Here is a 19,811-nt window from a genome sequence, read left to right as displayed (position 1 = left end):
GCCGAAAGGATATCTCAATTAAGCCAGAGTAAAGTAAAAAGTTGAACCTTGACCCGGTTCCGACTCCACCCAAATATATCCGCCGTGACGTTCCACAATCTTTTGACAAATTGCTAAACCAATACCTGTCCCAGAATATTCTTTTTGAGTGTGCAAGCGCTGGAAAATTTGAAAGATGCGTGCTTGATGCTGCGTCGCAATCCCAATTCCATTATCCGAGACAGAAAATAACCAGTCTTTCTCCTGTTTACAAGCAGTAATATGAACCACCGGCGGTGCATCGTGGCGATATTTAATCGAATTGCCGACTAAATTTTGAAAGAGCTGTACGAGCTGAGAAATATCCCCCATTACCGCTGGCAATTCGCTGTAGGTGACAACTGCTTGAGTCTCGCGGATCGCCCCTTGCAGGTTCGCGAGTGCTTGTTCGACTGCGTGATTGCAATCTGTCAGTTGAAAAGGTTTCTGACTCCTGCCAACGCGCGAATATTCGAGCAAATCGTCAATTAAAGTTTGCATTCTCGTACAGCCCTGAACGATATTGCCGATAAACTTACTAGCTTTGCTGTCGAGTTGGTCTTTGTAGCGTTTTTCTAAAAGTTGCGCGTAACTGGCAATGGTTGCTAAAGGCGCTTGCAAGTCGTGAGAAGCCACATAAGCAAATTGTTCTAGTTCCGCATTTGAACGCGCCAATTCTTGGTTAGATTTTAAGAGAGCCGATTCGGCGCGCTGGCGGTTCGATATCTCTTGTTGGAGTACCAAATTTTGCTCTTGGAGGGTTTTTTCAACGGCGCGACGGGTGCTGATTTCTTGTTGCAGGATTTGGTTTTTTTCGTGAAGAGTTTTTTCGACGGCCAAGCGGCTCGTGATTTCTTCTTGCAGCAGCACATTTTGTTCTTTTAGCTGCTTTTGTAAATTCCGCAGGCTGAGGTGACTTTCGATGCGGGCGAGCACTTCTTCAAACTGAAATGGCTTGCTGATGTAGTCAACTCCTCCCACAGCAAATGCGTTTACTTTGTCGAATACTTCATCTTTAGCGCTGATAAAAATTACCGGAATTTCGCGAGTTTTCGCTTCTGATTTCAAGTGTTGACAGACTTCGTAGCCGTTCATTCCCGGCATCATTATGTCGAGCAATATCAAATCCGGCGGATTAGAATTGCAGGCTCTCAGAGCCATTTTTCCGTTAATCACGCAGCGGGGGGTGTACCCGCTCTGAGTCAACATCGCAGACAACAGACGCAGGTTTTCTGCTGTATCGTCTACTACTAAAATGTTTCCTAAGGGCATCCCTGATTGATGATTGTTCATTGATTATTTTCTTCTGTTTTATTCACAAAAGATGTGGGCAGCTATTTTATTTAGGACTTACGGCTAACACCCGGTTGATAGTAGGAATAGTGGGTAAATAAAACGAGGAATCCGGTCATAAACCGGGTGTTTAGCCGTTTGCTCACAAGCAAGTCCTGTTATTGTTCGTTTACCAATCCTCAAATCCCCAATAGGAGAGTCAAAGCATTATTGTTCCAAGTCAATCCTTTGTCTAAAACTTTAAATCCCGCAACTTTGCACATAGATTCTAAAGCAGTAGCTGTAGGTAGCCACCAGCACGGCGCAAAATCGTTCATGTCAAAAACTGCTTTCTCCGTTATCCCTATAAGTTGGTTGTTGTTGATGTATGGCCGCCAATAAGCTGTTAAAATAGCTCGTTCTGCCTCGTCCAAAGCGGGAACAAACATTACTCCAGAAGCGGCAATTTCATAGCGACCAAACTCATTCTCTATAACTTCTTGGGTAATAGCTGAAGTGAAAATTAAATGCTCGCGAGTTATCTGACGCAAGGCAACTAAAATCTGCAACGGATGGGGGTGATGGTACAAAACTCCTGCACAGTGAACTACATCGTAAGGCTCGCCAATGTCTGCAAGCTGAATCTGAGTGATATCTTGGTTGATACAGTGATAATTAGCAATATTTAAACTTGTCATGCGATCGCGAAAATCTTGCCACCAGTGGAGGAATGCCGGCATGGCATCAATCATTGTCAGAGAAACTGCACCGTATTTGCTAGCGACAGATACTTTTTCGCTGACAGTTCCCCACAAGCCGCCAACTTCTGCAAAAGTCTTGCCTTTGACTACTCGGCTAATGTAGCGATCGCGAATGTCATGAGCCTCTAACTCTAATAATATACTAGATTCCCCTGTTTGACGCTGTTTTTCTAAAATATCCTCTAATTTTTGGGATATTTCTGGATCTGTTGGTCTGATTTCTAATGCCATCGAGTACAATACTGCCGCTTCGTTGAGCCGATCGCTCTCTGCAAAATTTTGTGCTACTTGACAGTAAAATTCAGGAGAGTATAGTGGCTGCATTTCGTGATGATAATAGCTAGTTGCTAAGTCTACAGTTACCCCACTTTTTTTTGTTAAAGCCTCACCTAACTTTTTGTAAATATTCGGGAGAGAGGGGTCAATTTGAAGTGCGCCAAGATAGGCAGAAACAGCATCGTCCCACCTGTGAAGTCCAGTCAAAGCATCGCCTAAATTGTAATAAGACCAAGATATACTGGGATTGAGTTTAATAGCACGTCTGTAAGCGGTAGCTGCTGCTTTCCACTGTTGGGTTTTTAACAGCAGTTCTCCTAAATTGTGGTAAGTCCAAGAAAATTCTGGATTGAGTGCGATCGCCCGCCGATAAGCGAGGGTTGCTTCGGCAAACTTTTGAAGTTTAACTAAAGTCAAAGCTAAGTTATAATGAGACCAAAATAAATCTGCATCTAGTGCGATCGCCCGTTCGTAGGCAGCCTCAGCTTCTGACCATTTTTCTAGTTTATAGAGAGCATCTCCTAACTTGTGAAAAGCTGCGAAAAATTTTTGGTCTAATTCAGTAGCGCGCTGGTAAGCTGCGACGGATTCCGACCATTTTTCTAATTTGTCGCAAGCTTCACCGATGCTATAGTAAGACCAAGGAAAACCCGGGTTGATTTCAACACTTGTGCGATAGGCAATTATCGCTTCTTGCCATTTTTCTAATTTGAGCAATACACTGCCTAAATTGTAGTAACACACTGAAGAATTGGGATTTAAATTTATACTTTCGTGGTAGTTTTTGACGGCCTCATCTAATAGCCCCGTTGCTTGCAAAGCATTTCCTAATTTGTAATACAAATCCGAAATGTCGGGCTGAATTTGAATAGCTTTCCGGTAGTTAGTAATCGCTTCTTCCCACTGTTGCAGCGAGCAGGCAGCATCTGCTAATTTATAATAAGCTTCGCAACAACTGGGGTTTAACTGAATGCTACGACGGTAACATATTAATGCTAATTGAGTTTTATTTTGCGCCAATAAAGTATTACCTAAATCGAGATATTCTTCGGTGATCTCTACGGGTGCGAGCATGAGTGCTTGATACCAGCATTCAGCAGCTTCCTCAGAAGAGCCGACTTGGGAAAAGATCCGGCTCAAATTGCGGTAAAATCCTGCACAGTCAGGTTGTAGGGAGATGGCTTTTTGGTAACAGCCGATCGCCTCCTGCCATTGCTGCAAGGTAGCGCAGAGAGTACCGAGGTTGGCAAAAGCTTCGGCAAAATCCGGTTGGTAGGCGATCGCAACTTTATACCAATACCTTGCGTCTTCTAGTTTACCCTGAGCTTGCAGCGCCTTTCCTAAAGTTTTGCAAGCCTCGGCAGAGTTGGGCTGCAATTCTAAAAATTGTTGGCAAAGTGCGATCGCCCGCTCGAAGTTCCCCATAGCTAAATAAATTTCTGCCTGCTGCAGGAAATTCACTTCCACTGTTTCTGAATTCATTTTATTTTCCTTTTGAGTAATGACTACCTGTAAGATTATATGCTAGAATTTGCCAAACTTCAAATTTCTGTAAGTAGAGCTACCGAGCACAGAATAGTGCTGAATGTCCGCGACATTAATATAAACTAGATAATCATAGGTTAACAGCGAGCCAAATAATGTCAACAGCCACTCGGACACCGCTAGTAAGCGTAATTATACCTGTATATAATGGATCTCGCTACATCGTGCAAGCGGTTGAAAGCGCCCTAGGTCAAACTTTTACTAATTTAGAGATTATAGTTGTAGACGACGGTTCGACAGATAGCACCCATCAAGTATTGCAGCCTTATCTTGACAGAATTCGCTACATATATCAGGAAAATCAAGGAGCCGCAATAGCTCGGAATCGTGCTTGCCAGCTAGCCAAAGGCGAGTTTTTAGCTTTTCTAGATGCTGATGACTATTTCCTACCATCCAAGCTAGAGAAACAGGTAGCTTGCTTTAACGCTGATCCCACATTAGATATGGTGCAAACAGGTTGGCTAATGGTCGATGGAACCGGGCGAGAGATTTCTGCTGTCAAGCCTTGGCAGCAAGCGCCCAAATTAGATTTAGAAAGCTTTATTTTATATAAATGTGTGCGTCCAAGCGCGATGCTGCTGCGGCGTAAGTGGTGGGAATACTTGGGGGGTTTCGATTCTGCCCTGCCGCCGACGGAAGATTTAGACTTTGCCTTGCGTTTAGCTTTAAAGGGGTGCAAAGCTATTTGGTTAGAAGAAATACTTACCTGTTATCGCCAGCACGATACCAATCTCATGTCAAGCGGTTTTCCGCTAATGAAGAATACAGAAATTCTGATGGAAAAATTCTTTGCTAGACTTGATGTGCCTGAGTCAATCCGCAAGTTAAAAAACCAGGAACGCTATCAATGCTTGGTGTGGATGGCATGGCGGATGTATCGCGGCGGTTATCTAGCAGAGATGGCCCAGTGTTTGGAAAAGTCATTGCAATATACCCCTTTTTCGCCCACGGAAACAGTCTTGAATTGGCTGGAAACTTTTCAGATCGTTTCTGAAGAATACGGCGACAATTTTGACGCTTATTCCCTGAGTCAGTTAGGGGAATGGCAAGATATAATTTTGAGGGTTATGACTAATCCGCCCCCATCCCAACAGAGTTCTATTTCCACAGCTCCAAAAGCGCGTGAAGCGACGCTATCCCCTAAGGAATGGCACATTCTACTCTACAACACGGACGATCCGGGCGTGGGAGGATTAGCGCAGTACAATCATGCCATTCTCTGTAAGTTAGCCCTATTAGGCTATCGAGTCACTTGCGTGCAAACCAAACATTCTAGCCCCTTGGTTGAGCGAGAACGAGAGTTAGGTATAGAGCACTTGTGGCTGGATTTTAGCAGCCAGAGAGATTTAGCGCGGGTGTTAAGAAATACTGAGGATGCACAAGAGATTTTTTCTACTCATAAACCCGATCTGATTATTTTTAGCGATGGCTGGCCCTATTCCAATTTTGCAGTTAAACAGGTAGTTATTCAGATGGGAATACCATACATGATGGTAATCGGGTTAGTCATGCCAGATCACGCAAGTTTTGCCTACGGGGATGTAGTGCCTTATCGAGAGGGAGTGCTGTATCAGTGCCTGCAAGCTAGAGCGGTGATTGTTGGCGCTTATGAACATTTGAATTTATTGTGCGATGACTTTGACTTACCCAAAGATAAGGGGCAAGTGATTTACTTGGGGCGCTCTCCTGAATATTTTGCACCTCCTAATCCTTCGGCTCGCCAACGCCTGCGGCAAGAGTTAGAAATTCCTGAAGATGCGATTGTCTGTTTCACATCTGCTCGATTGGTACCCGTTAAAGGGCATCGATATCAGATCGAAGCAATCAAACAGTTGAAGCAGTCTCCGGTGTGGTCTAAACTTTATTTTGTCTGGGCCGGAAATGGCGAGGAAAGGTATTGGGCTCTAGAAAGAGAATTGAGGGAAGCTGTGAGAGAGTTAGGAGTGAGCGATCGCGTGAAGTTGATCGGACAGCGCTGGGATATCCTAGATTTGCTGGATGCTAGCGACATATTCATTTTGACATCTCTCGGCGATGCAGCACCTTCTTTTGCAGTCATGGAGGCGATGGCTAAAGGATTGCCCGTAGTTGCTTCGGCAGCCGGCGGGATTCCAGAAGGACTCGGCGATACTGGGAAGTTGTTGCCCGATCCGAATACCGATCCGGAGGGAACAGCGAGGGAATTGGCCCAAACTTTAGAAGCTTGGGGGATGAATCCAGAATTGCGCAGCCAAATCGGCAAAGCTTGCAAGCAGCGGGCTGAGAAAATGTTTAAAGAGGAGCGGATGCTCGCCGAGTCTGTGGAGGCGATCGAAAAAGCTTTACTTTCTGATTGCGAAAGAAATCAATTGGTTACTCAACAACAGGTGCAGGGGTGGATGGCGAAGGTAGAAAGCGGGGTGCGCTACAACTTTTTAGTGTGGAAAGCGTGGCACGCTTACTGCCAAGAAGATCTAATCGGGATGCAAAACAGGCTCCAAGAATCTTTGGAGTATACGCCTTTTTTTAGTACAGAAACGATGTTAAACTGGATAGAATCTTTTGGCAATTTTTCCTCCTCAAAAGGGCATCATTTAGATACATATTCTCTGACTAGCTCAGCAGAATGGCAACAATTGGTAGAGGGCTTACAGGGGATTAAATCTGTATTTTGTCTACCCTCAAACACCTGATTGACATTTTAAAGTGAGGTGGCTGTCAGCAGTACAGCCACAAATATCAGTAAAATTCTATTTTACAGGCCCAACAACGATCAAAAATCTGTGTATCGGCCTCTAAATCTGTGTTGTGTTACCAAACCATTCGTTATCACCGAGCAAACTCATGTCAATGGCCAATTCGACACCACAAGTCAGCGTAATTATACCTGCATATAATGGCGATCGCTACATTGCGCAAGCGGTAGAAAGCGTCATCAGCCAAACCTATAAAAACTGGGAAATTATCGTCGTAGACGACGGCTCAACCGACGACACTCGCCAAGCGTTGCAGCCTTATTTTGACAGAATTCGCTACTTTTATCAGGAAAACCAAGGAGTAGCTGCCGCCCGCAACCGAGGAATTCAGGAATCTCGAGGTGAATTAATTGCTTTTTTAGATCAAGATGACTTTTTCTTGTCCGATAAGTTAGCTGGACAAGTTGCGTTATTTGACGCTCAGCCATCACTAGGAATTGTCAATAGCGGCTGGCGTTTAGTGAACCAGCAAGGAGAGACAATTTCTGATATCAAATCTTGGGAATATTTCCCAACATTAAACTTAAAAACATGGATAGTACAGATGCCCGTACTTCCTAGCGCCATGATGTTTTCGCGAAAGTGGTTAGAAAATGTAGGGGGATTTAACTCAGAGTTTGATTCGGTAGATGATGCCGATTTAGTATTGCGTTTAGCATTGTTAGGCTGCGAATCTGCTTGGCTACCCCAGGTGACTGTATGTTATCGCCAGCATGACAAAAATGTGTCAATTAAAAAATCGATCGAACAAGCAAATCTGTATATTAAATTAAAACAAAACTTATTCAATAAACCCGATTTGCCACAGCACATCCGCGACTTAGAAAATCCTGCTTTCTACGAAGCACTGACATGGATGGCATGGCACTTGTACTATACCGGCTATCCGGCGTCAGCGGTTGAGTATTACCAAAAATCTTTCGCTTATACTCCTTACTCTGCCAAAAAAACCGTAGGAGATTGGATAAATCGTCTGGGTTGGTGCTGTAAAGCTTACGGATTTCCCCGCAATATGGAATCTTTAAGAAACTTACCCGAATGGAAAAAATTAATTTCTAGCATTCTCCCTGAGAAAACAGTGCGAGTCAGCGTAATTATCCCGACATACAACTGCGATTGCTATATACTTAAAGCAGTAGAAAGCGTGATATACCAAACTTACCAAGACTGGGAAATTATTGTCGTAGATGACGGCTCGACCGACAACACTCGCCAAATCTTAGAGCCTTACTGCGATTTAATTCAGTACGTTTATCAAGAAAATCAAGGGCCAGCAATAGCTCGGAATCGGGGCTGCCAACTAGCCAAAGGCGAATTTTTAGCTTTTCTCGACAGCGACGACTTCTTCCTCCCAGAAAAACTCGAAAAACAAATTGCTTGCTTTGACGCTGACCCCACATTAGATTTGGTGCAGACAGGTTGGCTGATAGTTGACAAAAAAGACGAAGGCATCTATGGAGTAAAGCCTTGGGAAGAAGCACCCCAATTAGATTTACAAAGCTTAGTTTTGTACAAATCAGTGCGTTCCAGCGCCCTGATGCTGCGGCGAGAGTGGTGGGAACGCTTGGGGGGTTTTGATGCTCGCTTTTCGCTAGCTGAAGATTTAGATTTTGTCTTGCGTTTAGCTTTAAAAGGCTGCAATCCAGTTTGGTTAAAAGAGATATTAACCTGCTATCGCCAGCACGACAGTAATCTCATGTCCAGCGGCTCCAAAGTAATGAAAAATATGGAAATTGTGATGGAGCAATTTTTCGCGCGGCTAGACTTACCTCAATACATCCGCGACTTGAAACGCGCGGAACGTTACAGGTGTTTAGTATGGCTAGCGTGGCGGATGTACCGTAATGGATATTTGGCAGAGATGGTTGAGTGTTTGGAGAAATCTCTTCATTACACTCCTTTTACAGGTACGGAAACAGTATTTAAATGGTTAGAAACTTTTAGGAGTCTTTCGCAAGAATACGGTATCGACTTTGATACTTATGCCTTAACCAATTTAAAAGACTGGCAAGATATCGTAGTGGTTGCTGCTAACAATTCTCCTCAATTTCCACCTGCACATATTTCGCTTTCCCAACCGCAAAAAGCCCGCATACTACTGTACGCAGAAGACCACGGAGTGGGAGGTTTAGCTCAGTTTAACCACTCGCTGATGTGTAAATTAGTAGCCGAAGGATACCAAGTTATTAGCGTTCAAACTAAAGCTTCTAACCCTTTAATTAGCGAACAAAAACAGTTAGGCATCGAACATATTTGGCTAGACTTCGACACGATGAAAGAGTTATTGCGAATTACTTACAATTTAGATGATGCTCAAAAGATTTACGCCCAGGCTCAACCAGATTTAATTATATTTAGCGACGGCTCGCCGATGGCTAATTTTGCGGCAAAACAAGTTGCTATTAAGCAGAATATACCGTACATAGTTACTCTCGGTTATATGGGTCGCAATTATGCAACTTTCGATCGGGGCGATCAAATTCCCTATTTTAAGGCTGTCTCCTATCAATACGATTTAGCCAAAGCAGTAGTAGCAGTGTCCCAGGAAAATTTTAACTTGTTCAAAAGAATTTTTAAAGTGCCTCTAAAACGAGGTAAAGTTATTTATTATGGGAGACCGCACAGTTATTTTGAACCGCCGAATCTTTCAACCCGCCAACGCCTGCGTCAAGAACAAGGAATCCCCGAAAATGCTGTCGTTTGTTTTACAGCGGCGAGATTGACTCCAATTAAAGGATATCAGTATCAATTGCAGGCGATCGCCCAACTTAAAAATCGTCCAGTTTGGCCGCAGCTATACTTTCTGTGGGCCGGCCCCGGTTCTACCACTCACGACAATATGGAGCCTGAATTGAGAGCAACTGCGAGCCAATTAGGAGTCACCGAACAGGTTAAATTCCTAGGTCAGCGATGGGATATTGCCGATTGGTTAGACGCCAGCGACATCTTTATTTTATCTTCCGAAGCAGAGGGAATGCCGCTAGCAGTGATGGAAGCAATGGCGAAAGGATTGCCCGTAATTGCCACAGCAGTCAGCGGCATTCCCGAAGAATTGGGACAGACGGGAAAGTTGATAGCCGATCCTAGAATCGACCCGCAAAAGACAGCACAAGAGTTAGCTACAACCGTAGAACTATGGGCCCAAAATCCAGAATTGCGGAGGCTCACAGGACAAGCTTGCAAACTGCGGGCCGAAGAATTATTCCAGGAAGAACGGATGCTTTTGGAATACGCAGAGGTCATCGAACAAGCCTTATCCCCTAGCAGCAATCAAGAAAAATCATCTATCGCCCCCAAAGTCCAAAAGCAGATCCAGCAAGTTGACAGTATGCTCAATTACTACTATTTAGTATGGAAGGCATGGGAAGCTTGCGAGCGCGGGGATGTGTCCGGGATGGTGGAGAATTTGCAGTCATCTTGGAAATGTACGCCACTGTTGACAACCGAAACCATCTTGAGCTGGATCGCAAGTTTTGCGGTGTTCTCTTCACAAAAAGGCGTTAAACTCGATACTTACTCGCTAATTCATTCCGAAGGGTGGCAACAATTGATAGAATCAATACAGGGTTTTGAAGTTGCCTTGTCTGTTCGTTAGGACTTTGGATGACAGAATGTCATTTCGCATCGGCAGGGCAATCTTAACATCAAAAGCATCACACCGATATATCCCATTTATGTAAGGGCGGTGCGGTTCGCCCAACTTTCATGTCGAAGCCTCCGTAACCGCCCTTCTGGGTTTCTGAATACCCTAACAGTTTTAGTTAAAAACTCACCCATACAATATGCAATTCAGCTTCAAGTTCAAACCTATTAATAAACTGCTGCCAATTTGTTTAGCTATTGTGACTCTCCTGTTAATCACATATTGGGGACAGCAACCAACTGTCGCCCAAGTTCGATCGAACGTTACAGTAGATTTTGGACAGCCAGCCACCGGTACAATTTCCATGAGCGGCATCCTGCACGGAATCGACACCGCAAAACCGCCTGATAGTTCTATCAAACCCTTGCAGCCGAAATTGTGGCGGGTTGGGAGACTCGATCTTTACGATCGAGTAATCGCCAGCGGAGCCGAGTTTCAGTTAGTAGTCAGCGACTTGTGGGGCTACGGTACCAATCCCAATGGCTGGCCCTATCAAAACTACCCCGCGTGGGAAGCATTCATCCGACAGTTAGCCCAGCAAAATAAAGGCAAAAAAATTATTTGGGATGTATGGAATGAGCCAGATTGGACAGATCCATTTTGGAAGGGAAGCAGAGAACAATTCTTTGAAACTTACAAAAGAGCTTACAAAATCTTGCGGGAAGAATTGGGGCCGTCAGCCATGATTGGCGGGCCGAGCCTCGGCCGCTACAGCAAAGAATATCTCGCCGCTTTTTTGGATTACTGCAAGGCTAACAAACTTGAAGTAAACTTCCTCTCATGGCACGAACTTAACGACACGATGATTTTATTTGTTGACGATCACGTAATTGAGGCTAAACGCAATTTTCAGCAAAGTCCTTCTTACAAGGAACTGAAATTGCAAAAAATTTACGTCAACGAAATTGTGGGGAACTTAGCGCAGTACCAGCCGGGGGAAATCTTAGGTTATTTATATAACTTAGAGTATGCAAAAGCTGACGGTGCTTGCAGAGCTTGTTGGGATACTAAAGGGCCAAATAAAGTTAGCAATTGCTTCAACAATACGCTGAGTGGGATGGTCACGCCTAATACTTTTGAGCCGAGAGCCGCTTGGTGGACTTACAAAGCTTATGCTGACGGAGTTAATTCGCGGGTGCGGAGTCGGTCAGATAACGATCGCCTTGTCGCTTTAGCCAGCAAGTCAAATCCTGAAGGTAAAGCACAGATACTTTTAGGTTATTTCGACCGCAATTATTCCTCAGCAACAAGGGTAACATTAAGCCTCGGAAATTTGGAGCAGCTAGGTATTCAAAGGGGTCAGCAAATTACTCTAAAATTAGAAAAGATTCCCAATAATGAAGAAGGAGCAGTGCAAAAGCTTGTCACCGTTAAAGAAGAAAAAGTTTCGGTTACTAGCGGCAGCTTGGCTTATGTTATCCCTAATTTCAACGTCCACGAGGGCTACTTATTGACGGTTAGCAAGTGAGCTAGCTATCCTATTGAATTGTGGATAACTTGTAGGACACGGCAGTGTCGTGTCCTTACAAATATATAGCCTTGTCCTTACAAATATATAGCGGCATTCTTACAAATATATAGAGTTTAGCTGGGATTTGTCAAAGACTTTTGCACGGATTCCAACCATTCTCTGACTGTTTGATTTGCGGATTTGGGGTCGTAGTAACACCCTAATTCATCGAGGATGAATGCTTCTAAATCGGCTGGGGCGATCGGCATTTCTAGCAGTTTTCTGAGTTCTTGCGATGCAGCTTCAACACTTGCGGGCGGTTCGCTGCTGCGGTAGTTGTTCACTACATCACTGGGAATGTCAGCTTCTAGCGGCCAGTCTTGGTGAAAGTAGGAACTGAAAAATTGGGTTAAATGAGGAAATTGATTTGTCATTCGGGATAGGCTGTGAGAATAAAGTATCCGGGAGGTAACTTGGCGCTGCGCTGGAGGACTATTTTCAGGCGAGATGCTGAAGTTGCTTTGGATGCGCGGCGGCGCAGAGTAATGCCAATTATTCGGTTGGCGTTGTAGTCGATCGTATAACGATTGCCGCGACTTTTCACCCAGGAGTCGATCGCATTTTGATTTCTGTTCATTGCTTCCGCAATAGCCACTTCGGCGACGGAACGGTTAGTAAAGGAAGATGCGGCAGAAATTCTCGTTTCGCTTGCGAGTCGCTGTGCTAGTTGTGCTTCTGTTTTGCCAACGTGTCTCTCTAAAGTGTGTCCTCCTGCTGCTTCGTGAAAGTCTAATCCGCCGCCCGGTATATTGGGTGCAAAAGCTACGGTGGTTTGTCCGGGTATAGTTGAGCCTTCCTGTGCAAAAACGGCGCCGTCTACAGTGGGTATTGTCGAGTGGAATAAGACGGTTATTGAGGCGATCGCACACAGGATACCTAAAAACTTTTTTAGGCGATTGAGTTGAATTTTCATTGCTGTTTAATCTATTTCTTATATTTAGTATAGGTGTGTGCTGTTTTTTTCGTTTATTTTATAATATACCATTCGTAAGTTATAAATTGCGCCCAGCATTCAAATATACGGTGAGCAGTACGCGCCCTACTGTTAGTTAGAAATTGCGAGCAGTATTTAAATACATGGTAATCGGCGCGCACTCTAGGATTATTCATAAATACACGCGGAGCACGCAGCACTCTACCATGATTTATAATAGTTCGTGATTTCAGTGGTTTACAAAGCTTCACTGACTATGATAAAATGTTAATTATTTTTTGAAATAATCCCTGATGATTGATGATAAATTAATTGATTATATTTAAAAAAATTAAAAAATGCAAGTAGTTATCCTAGCAGGTGGTCTCGGTACTCGTCGAGCGAGAAGAAACAGAATTTCAACCCCAACCTCTAGTTGATGTCCGCTGGCGTCCGATGATTTGGCACATAATGAAAATCTATGCCCACTACGGCTTCCAAAACTTTATTGTGTGCTTGGGCTATCGCGGCAACATGATTAAAGAATATTTCCTCAATTATGAAGCTATGAACAATGACTTTACTCTCTGCTTATACCGCAACCGGGTTTCTTCGTAGATTTATCGTGACTCGTCGCAAAAGTTGGAAAAACCTGGTTTATAGCTACCTATGCGTGGGCTATGAAACTTGACTAAGTAATGGTAAAAATTACTATAAAATATATAAAAAATGGATTACCAAGATATTCTCAACAGCACAGAAAATTACCTACAAAAGTGCGTTGCACCCCAGGCGGAAATTATCGACAGCGACTCGGAAGCGCTGAAAACAGCAGTTGCTGGATTGGAAGATCGATCGCTCTTAGCGTTGCGAGTTCCCCAAAAATGGGGCGGCGCGGAAATTGCACCGGAGATTTATTACCAATATCAGGAATTGACTGCTCGATATTCCGGTGCTTTGTGTTTTCTGCAAACTCAGCACCACAGCGCAATTTCTATGCTTGCCAACAGCGACAATGAAATGCTAAAAAGCAGATACTTGCCCGCGATCGCCCAAAAAGAGTTACGTTTGGGTGTTGGGTTTTCGCATTTGAGGCGATCGGGCAATCGGGCCGTCACCGCCACTCCCGAAAAAGATGGCTATTTACTGTCAGGAAAAGTTCCTTGGATAACAGGTTTTGGCTTGTTTCAAAAGTTTATTGTAGCTGCGGTACTTCCTGACGAGCGCGCTGTTTTCGGTTTGCTGCCTTTTGCCAATATTGAACGCGAATATGGTAAAATAATATTCAGCGAGATCATGCAATTAATCGCCATGAACTCGACTAATACTGTGACAGCAACTCTCGATAATTGGTGGCTGCACGAATCGGAAATAATTTCGGTTAAACCTGTCGGGTGGATGTCGGAAAACGACAGCAAAAATATACTGAATTTTGTGCCGGGTACTTTTGGCTGTATTCGAGCGGGATTGGATGTAATTGCAGCAGCGGCGGCTGCTAAAAATTCACCTTTTATAGTGGCGGCTTGCCAAAAACTAGAGCAAAAGCTCGATCGGCTAAAAGATAATTTCCAACAATCTCAACATAGCTCGAAAGCAGAACAATTAGCGCTGCGAGCTCAAGCCATTGATTTAGCGGTGCGTTGCGGGCACGCTGCGGTTGCAGTTTCTAGCGGTGCTGCTAACGGTATTGTTCACCCGGCCGGGAGAGTTTATCGAGAAGCTTTGGTGTATACTGTTGCCGGGCAAACAAAGGATGTGATGGCAGCCACGCTCGATCGACTAAGCGAATTTGAGATTTGAGCTTTGAGATTGAGATCGCAGACCGTCAAAAAATCAACCATGTTTAATAAATAATCAATCTACTTTACCTAATGATATCAAATCGCTTCGGCTGCGAATCATCCATCCCTCTCTTCTCTAACTCTGTGCCCTCTGCGGTTAAATACTTCAAAAACAATCGCCAACGATATGACCAACCAATTAAACTTAAATAATCTCAAAACGATCGCCTACAGCCAAATTATAGACTTAACCCATTCAATCCACCCCAATATTCCCATCTGGCCCGGAGATCCAGCCACAGAAATTGCCACAGTCTCTGAAATAGAAAAAAACGGCTATTTCCTGCGAAAATTCTCAATGGGAGAACACAGCGGCACTCACATCAACGCACCCAACAGCTTTTATGCAGGAGGCGCCAGCATTGATAGTTATTCGTCGCAGTCGCTAGTTTCCCCTGCAATTGCGATCGACATCCGAGAGCAAAGTCTTGCGAATCCCGACTATACTTTAACAATTGATGATATATTGACTTGGGAACGGCAGCACAAACTTATAGAACCGGGAAGTCTAGTTTTATTGTATACTGGCTGGCAAGAAAAATGGGATAACGAGGAAGCATTTTTTAACCGAGACGATCGCGGGATTTGCCACTTTCCCGGATTTGGCAAAGCAGCAACTCAATTTTTGCTAGAAGAACGCTCTATCGCCGGAGTTGGAACCGACACTCACGGAGTAGATCCCGGGCGAGATGAAAGTTTTGCGGTTAACAAAGTGGTATTGGAAAAGCAGCGAATAGTGCTGGAAAATTTGGCAAATCTCGACTTTTTACCGGCGGCTGACATCACTTTAGTTATCGGAATATTGCGCCTTTTGGGAGGTTCCGGCTCGCCTGTGTCGGTGTTAGCTTTTGTTGCTTAAGGCGGTAAAACTTACATCGTTTCCGGTTACACCGGAATGATGTTGACTGTTGACTGTTCACTGTTCACGGCGTCAACAGTCAACTCGAATTTACTATTCCGATGCTAACGGATTGGATATTACATCTTGCACCCTGCTCAATAACAGGCAAGATGCCTGTTCCACAAAGAGTGAATTTTCTTGTGGAACAGGCATCTTGCCTGTTCCTAAACAGCTAATTGAGAATGGTGCAGTATCTCAGGTAAAATTAGATTGAGAGAAGTCGAGTAAAAACAATAAGATTAATGACAGAACTGCCTAAGGATCTCAACGAGGCGATCGCCCAATCCCGCATTGCAACCGCCGCCGCCCTCTCGGACGGCAAAACTCTACTGCAAGTCGAATTAGTATTTCCAGAAATCGCACTGCAAGCACAGTCTATAACCCAACAATTCCTCCCAGAATTTGAGGAAATCTACCCCGGAGTCAAAGTCTTTTTTCCCGACACCGGTGCTGCAGCCCTCGCCCGCCGCGACTGGGGAGAAACACCGTTTAAAGTTACTGATTTGGGCAGCAGTCGCACTCCTGTTGAAGATAAAATAGCACCGGAAGACGAACTGTTCCTGCTGGTGAACCCGGCGGCTGTAGAAGTGGCCCAAGTCGAAAAACTCTACATAGCTGCGGCCGGTCGCCCAGTAATTCTACTCAACCCGCGCCTCGAAGATGTTGCTACCATAGGTATAGGCTATGCGGGCCGCCAACTGCGCGATCGATTCCTGAGCAAAATCGAATCCTGCTACTACATCAGACCCCTAGACACTGCAGCTTTATTCCGCTGCTACCCCCAATCCTGGCAAGTCTGGCTGGAAACAAACGACAAATACGAACTAATTTCTGAAACCGCCCAAAAGCCTGTCGGAGACGATTTAGAGCGGATTTTAGCCGCTTCTCTCCCCAGCGCCGATCCTGACTCCACCACACCTGCAAAACCTCTCAAAAAGAAAGGTTTTTTGGCAGAGCTCCAGACATTCCTCAAAGCTTTGACTCAGTGACAGCCGAAGAGGCTCGATCGTATAGTAGGGTGCGTCAGCTAGGATTATTTTGGACTTAATCCATCGGCTAATGGCTGAGGCCTCCTACAGCGTGAAATCACTGAAAGCTTGGGCTCAGTAACAGCAGTTGCAGAACCACACTTAACAGCTTGCCTGTATTTCTATCACTAGGTACGCAAACAGATAGTAGTGAGCTTTACAGAATCTTTATATAAAGCAGTATAATGGGTTACACCACTCCACCGCAAAAGAGGGGAGGCAAATAGCACCAACATCAGATGCTATAAGCTAAAGATTTGGCTTTTGATTCAGGCAAGCGGATAAACACAATGGAGCACCGGCGCATTGTTATCGGGGACGTACACGGGCATCACGACGGCTTAATGACCCTGCTAGAGGCACTTGCCCCCGGCTCGGACGATCGCGTCTATTTTTTAGGAGACTTAATCGATCGTGGCCCCAAAAGTGCTCAAGTATTAGATTTTGTCCAGCAAAGCCCCTACCAAACTCTGCTGGGCAACCACGAACAAATGATGCTAGAGGCTTTGTCGGGGGTGCCGATGGATATGCAAGCGTGGCAATCTTGGCTGTACAGCGGGGGCGATGCCACAGTAGCGAGTTACAGAGATACAGGGATGATGCCGTACAAACACTTAGAGTGGCTGCGAACGCTCCCCACCCACCGGGACTTAGGGGACATCTGGCTCGTTCACGCCGGCGTCCACCCCAATATGCCAATTGACAAGCAGTCGAGCGAACAACTCTGTTGGATTCGCAAGGAATTTCACACCATATCGAAACCCTATTTTCCCAATAAATTAATTATTGCGGGTCACACGATTACTTTTACCTTTGAGGGCGTCAGACCCGGGGAATTAGTCAGGGGCCAAGGGTGGTTGGATATTGACACGGGTGCTTATCATCACAAAAGTGGCTGGCTGACAGGACTTGACCTCAGCTACCGCAGAGTTTATCAAGTAAATGTATTTAACCATCAAGTCCGAATTTTGCCGCTTGACGAAGTTGTCAGACCATTGAAGCAGCAGCAGATTGCACCCCCAAAATCTGCGAGCAAGCCTGTTTTTTAACAGGAGCGTTAAATCAATTTGTAGTTGTAGGGTGCGTCACTTTAAGTCTGATCGATAAAATCCAAATTGACTTGCTTCCGGGGCACCCTACTAACTGGATTTATTTTTTAACGAACGGCGAAGAGGCCAAGAGCGCGAAGTAAGAAAAGAGAAGATAACACAAGAGAGCGCCTGACAGATTTAAAATTGCTACGATCCCAAAAGCCTGCGGATTTCTAGCTTGTAAGCCGCATTATTCAAACCTTCACCGCTTTCGAGAGCCGGGTCGATTGCCTGCTCGATAGCAGCTATGCGATCGGCAGTAGCCGGGTGAGTGCTCAAAATGCTCGGAGGAGAAGGCTTGTTGAGCAATTTTTTCATAAAATCAATCATCCCAGATTGAGCGTAGCCCGATCGCCCCATTGTTTGCAATCCCAACCGATCCGCCTCATACTCAGCTTGGCGGCTGTGGGGGCGCCGCAAAGCCAATTCCACTCCAATCTGAACCGCCTGAGATCGATCGAGTCCAGTCGCCGAAGCTACACCACTGGCGATTGCCATTTGACGCATTTGTTGAATCGCGTGGCGAGCACTAATGTGAGCGATTTCGTGGGCGATCACACTTGCCAATTCGGCCTCATTGTCCGCCGCCGCCATCAAACCTTTATTCACATAAACAAAACCGCCCATTGTCGCAAAAGCATTAATATTGTCGTCGTCAATCACTTGAAAAGTATAAGGAATATTCGGGCGAGTGCTTTCTTGAGCCAGTCGCTGACCGATGCGGTTGATATATAGTGTAGTGTCGCGATCGCTGTCAATATTAAACTCGCTGTTCGCCAACTGCTGATTAATTTGTCGGCCAATAGTCACCTCTTGGCGATCGGACATATTCGACAATTGAATAATTTGAATGCCCCGAAAAATTAGTTCAGGCAAAGAAAATGCTTGAGTCGCTTCCGGGGAAACGATCCAGATACCCGCAGCCACAACCAGCGACAGAAACAGATAAATCCCCCGGCCTCCGGTACGCCGGCAAGTCAACCAAAAACTTTTTAACATGATTGATACGTGGGAGAAGTTAGATCAAAGTTTAGGAAAAACTCGAAAAGTCACTAAATAGGCAGACGCAATTTGAGGCTGCTTAGTTGCTATTCTAGCTTTTTCCCCATTTTTAACCGCCCCGCCAGCCTCCGGCCATGGCGCCCGCGGCCAACCAACCGCCGTCAACTGCCGAATGCCGATCGCGCCCAAGTCCTGCGGATTTAGGGCGATCGTTGTGGTAATATCTTTTAGCTTCAGGACTTACCCATCTATCACGTATGTCATTGCCAGCGGTAGCGGATCTTTGGCAGCATCTTTTTTTCATAGGTGTCTGCGTAAGTCCTGAGCTTGTAAACATACTCCTGTCGCTATCAGTTAATTAAGCGATTTGTCAGGAACCTCAGCCTCAAGGCATGAGGCTTGTAAGAGATTCTTGCGAGCCGTCCTGACCAGCCTAAGACTTTCGAGGTCTACGTTTTTTGAGTCACGACACCCTGGGATGCGAAGCTAGTCCCCTGCCCTGTCATTTGCAGTTAAACAGTTTTAAGGTCACTGAGACAGTGCTGCAAGTTTAACAAGCTCTCAAAACATTGGCGAAGCTAACTTTACCCGCAAGGAGTTTTGGAGAAAACCACATCTCCACGGAGGGGCAACCATACCCCTCCACCCCAATCCAATGTAAAGCCGTCCTAGAAGGACGGGGTTTCAGACCCATTTTTCTGATGAAAATTTTGGATTCTCAAGGCCGGCTGTTCGGCAAACTCAGCATCTTAGACCTAGGTGCTGCTCTGATCGTACTGCTAGTTGCAGTCGGAATCTTCTTCTTTCCCGGCACTTCTGGCGGTTCCGTGGCCCAAGTCGGCACCAGTAACAAACCTGTAGAAATAGATGCAATTGCGATCGGTCTCAAAGGGACAAATGTTCAAGATTTGTTCAAAGCCGGTGATAAAATCAATGTGGTAATCCGCAATCAACCCTCCGGTCAGATTACCATCAAATCTGTCAAAACTATCACCAGAACCCTAGCAGTTCCTCAGCCCAACGGCACTCTGAAAGCTCTCCCCGATCCCAGAGAAGAAGAATCCTTCAGCAAAAATATGATGTTTACTTTAGAGGGAAAAGGTCAAGTTACTGAAAATGGCCCGGTTTTAGGGAATACGAAAGTCAAAATTGGTACTACGCTAGAGCTGGAAGGCAAAAAGTACATTTTCAACGCCAGCGTCATCGACGTGCGAGTGAAAGAATAGTCAGTAGTCAGTAGTCAGTAGTCAGTAGTCAGTAGTCATTGCTAATGGG

The 19,811-nt window shown here is 45.1% G+C and carries 14 protein-coding genes and 1 pseudogene; 9 read left to right on the top strand and 6 right to left on the bottom strand.

Annotated features, from left to right (window positions below; genetic code table 11):
• Positions 1–18 precede the first annotated feature (18 nt).
• Positions 19–1,311 carry an ATP-binding protein gene (locus tag QUB56_RS27070; RefSeq protein WP_332959360.1) on the bottom strand — a complete coding sequence of 431 codons (1,293 nt, stop codon included), beginning with the start codon at positions 1,309–1,311 and terminating at the stop codon, positions 19–21.
• A 179-nt stretch (positions 1,312–1,490) separates the two neighbouring features.
• Positions 1,491–3,809: a tetratricopeptide repeat protein gene (locus QUB56_RS27065; RefSeq protein WP_332959359.1), complete on the bottom strand. Its 2,319-nt coding sequence runs from the start codon at positions 3,807–3,809 to the stop codon at positions 1,491–1,493.
• 158 nt (positions 3,810–3,967) lie between these two features.
• Between QUB56_RS27065 and QUB56_RS27060 the strand changes: the two genes are divergently transcribed.
• From QUB56_RS27060 to QUB56_RS27050, 3 genes are all read left to right on the top strand, one after another.
• Entirely contained in the window at positions 3,968–6,544 is a 2,577-nt protein-coding gene (locus tag QUB56_RS27060; protein ID WP_332959357.1) for a glycosyltransferase, read from the top strand.
• A 151-nt stretch (positions 6,545–6,695) separates the two neighbouring features.
• Positions 6,696–10,202 (top strand): glycosyltransferase, encoded by a 3,507-nt coding sequence (locus tag QUB56_RS27055; RefSeq protein ID WP_332959356.1) that lies wholly within the window; start codon positions 6,696–6,698, stop codon positions 10,200–10,202.
• A 187-nt stretch (positions 10,203–10,389) separates the two neighbouring features.
• Positions 10,390–11,718, top strand: a complete 1,329-nt coding sequence (locus tag QUB56_RS27050) for a GH39 family glycosyl hydrolase (RefSeq protein ID WP_332959355.1) — start codon at positions 10,390–10,392, stop codon at positions 11,716–11,718.
• Positions 11,719–11,834: 116 nt separating this feature from the next.
• Here the strand turns inward: QUB56_RS27050 and QUB56_RS27045 are convergent, their stop codons facing one another.
• Positions 11,835–12,134, bottom strand: coding sequence for a contact-dependent growth inhibition system immunity protein (locus tag QUB56_RS27045; RefSeq protein ID WP_332959354.1), 300 nt, complete (start codon positions 12,132–12,134; stop codon positions 11,835–11,837).
• Positions 12,131–12,673, bottom strand: coding sequence for an RNase A-like domain-containing protein (locus tag QUB56_RS27040; RefSeq protein ID WP_332959353.1), 543 nt, complete (start codon positions 12,671–12,673; stop codon positions 12,131–12,133). The genes QUB56_RS27045 and QUB56_RS27040 overlap by 4 nt, the downstream gene beginning before the upstream one ends.
• Positions 12,674–13,032: 359 nt before the next feature.
• Here QUB56_RS27040 and QUB56_RS27035 point away from each other — a divergent pair.
• The 5 genes and pseudogenes from QUB56_RS27035 to QUB56_RS27015 form a co-directional block, all read left to right on the top strand.
• Positions 13,033–13,273 (top strand): annotated as a pseudogene (locus QUB56_RS27035) (sugar phosphate nucleotidyltransferase); the annotation flags it as partial.
• A 129-nt stretch (positions 13,274–13,402) separates the two neighbouring features.
• Positions 13,403–14,473, top strand: a complete 1,071-nt coding sequence (locus tag QUB56_RS27030) for an acyl-CoA dehydrogenase family protein (RefSeq protein WP_332959352.1) — start codon at positions 13,403–13,405, stop codon at positions 14,471–14,473.
• Between the two features lie 168 nt (positions 14,474–14,641).
• Positions 14,642–15,373 (top strand): cyclase family protein, encoded by a 732-nt coding sequence (locus QUB56_RS27025; RefSeq protein WP_332959351.1) that lies wholly within the window; start codon positions 14,642–14,644, stop codon positions 15,371–15,373.
• 284 nt (positions 15,374–15,657) lie between these two features.
• The gene (locus QUB56_RS27020; RefSeq protein WP_332959350.1) at positions 15,658–16,404 is read left to right on the top strand and encodes a DUF1995 family protein; all 747 of its coding nucleotides are present in this window, start codon (positions 15,658–15,660) and stop codon (positions 16,402–16,404) included.
• A gap of 329 nt (positions 16,405–16,733) precedes the next feature.
• Positions 16,734–17,492, top strand: coding sequence for a metallophosphoesterase family protein (locus QUB56_RS27015; RefSeq protein ID WP_332959349.1), 759 nt, complete (start codon positions 16,734–16,736; stop codon positions 17,490–17,492).
• Between the two features lie 189 nt (positions 17,493–17,681).
• On the opposite strand, the gene QUB56_RS27010 is transcribed toward QUB56_RS27015, so the two are convergent.
• On the bottom strand, positions 17,682–18,533 hold the full coding sequence (locus tag QUB56_RS27010) for a M48 family metallopeptidase (protein ID WP_332959347.1): 852 nt from the start codon (positions 18,531–18,533) through the stop codon (positions 17,682–17,684).
• A gap of 112 nt (positions 18,534–18,645) precedes the next feature.
• Positions 18,646–18,840, bottom strand: coding sequence for a hypothetical protein (locus tag QUB56_RS27005; protein ID WP_332959346.1), 195 nt, complete (start codon positions 18,838–18,840; stop codon positions 18,646–18,648).
• 397 nt (positions 18,841–19,237) lie between these two features.
• Between QUB56_RS27005 and QUB56_RS27000 the strand changes: the two genes are divergently transcribed.
• Positions 19,238–19,762, top strand: a complete 525-nt coding sequence (locus QUB56_RS27000) for a DUF4330 domain-containing protein (protein ID WP_332959345.1) — start codon at positions 19,238–19,240, stop codon at positions 19,760–19,762.
• Positions 19,763–19,811 lie beyond the last annotated feature (49 nt).

This window comes from Microcoleus sp. AR_TQ3_B6, assembly GCF_036702785.1.
Taxonomy (GTDB): Bacteria; Cyanobacteriota; Cyanobacteriia; order Cyanobacteriales; family Microcoleaceae; genus Microcoleus.
Note: the sequence above shows the minus strand (reverse complement) of the source record. Positions and strands in the feature narration are given on the sequence as shown.

Bases quoted from the DNA above. Each gene is read 5' to 3' on its own strand.
- QUB56_RS27070 (WP_332959360.1), bottom strand. From the start codon at position 1,311: ATGAACAATCATCAATCAGGGATGCCCTTAGGAAACATTTTAGTAGTA.
- QUB56_RS27065 (WP_332959359.1), bottom strand. From the start codon at position 3,809: ATGAATTCAGAAACAGTGGAAGTGAATTTCCTGCAGCAGGCAGAAATT.
- QUB56_RS27060 (WP_332959357.1), top strand. From the start codon at position 3,968: ATGTCAACAGCCACTCGGACACCGCTAGTAAGCGTAATTATACCTGTA.
- QUB56_RS27055 (WP_332959356.1), top strand. From the start codon at position 6,696: ATGTCAATGGCCAATTCGACACCACAAGTCAGCGTAATTATACCTGCA.
- QUB56_RS27050 (WP_332959355.1), top strand. From the start codon at position 10,390: ATGCAATTCAGCTTCAAGTTCAAACCTATTAATAAACTGCTGCCAATT.
- QUB56_RS27045 (WP_332959354.1), bottom strand. From the start codon at position 12,134: ATGACAAATCAATTTCCTCATTTAACCCAATTTTTCAGTTCCTACTTT.
- QUB56_RS27040 (WP_332959353.1), bottom strand. From the start codon at position 12,673: ATGAAAATTCAACTCAATCGCCTAAAAAAGTTTTTAGGTATCCTGTGT.
- QUB56_RS27030 (WP_332959352.1), top strand. From the start codon at position 13,403: ATGGATTACCAAGATATTCTCAACAGCACAGAAAATTACCTACAAAAG.
- QUB56_RS27025 (WP_332959351.1), top strand. From the start codon at position 14,642: ATGACCAACCAATTAAACTTAAATAATCTCAAAACGATCGCCTACAGC.
- QUB56_RS27020 (WP_332959350.1), top strand. From the start codon at position 15,658: ATGACAGAACTGCCTAAGGATCTCAACGAGGCGATCGCCCAATCCCGC.
- QUB56_RS27015 (WP_332959349.1), top strand. From the start codon at position 16,734: ATGGAGCACCGGCGCATTGTTATCGGGGACGTACACGGGCATCACGAC.
- QUB56_RS27010 (WP_332959347.1), bottom strand. From the start codon at position 18,533: ATGTTAAAAAGTTTTTGGTTGACTTGCCGGCGTACCGGAGGCCGGGGG.
- QUB56_RS27005 (WP_332959346.1), bottom strand. From the start codon at position 18,840: ATGAAAAAAAGATGCTGCCAAAGATCCGCTACCGCTGGCAATGACATA.
- QUB56_RS27000 (WP_332959345.1), top strand. From the start codon at position 19,238: ATGAAAATTTTGGATTCTCAAGGCCGGCTGTTCGGCAAACTCAGCATC.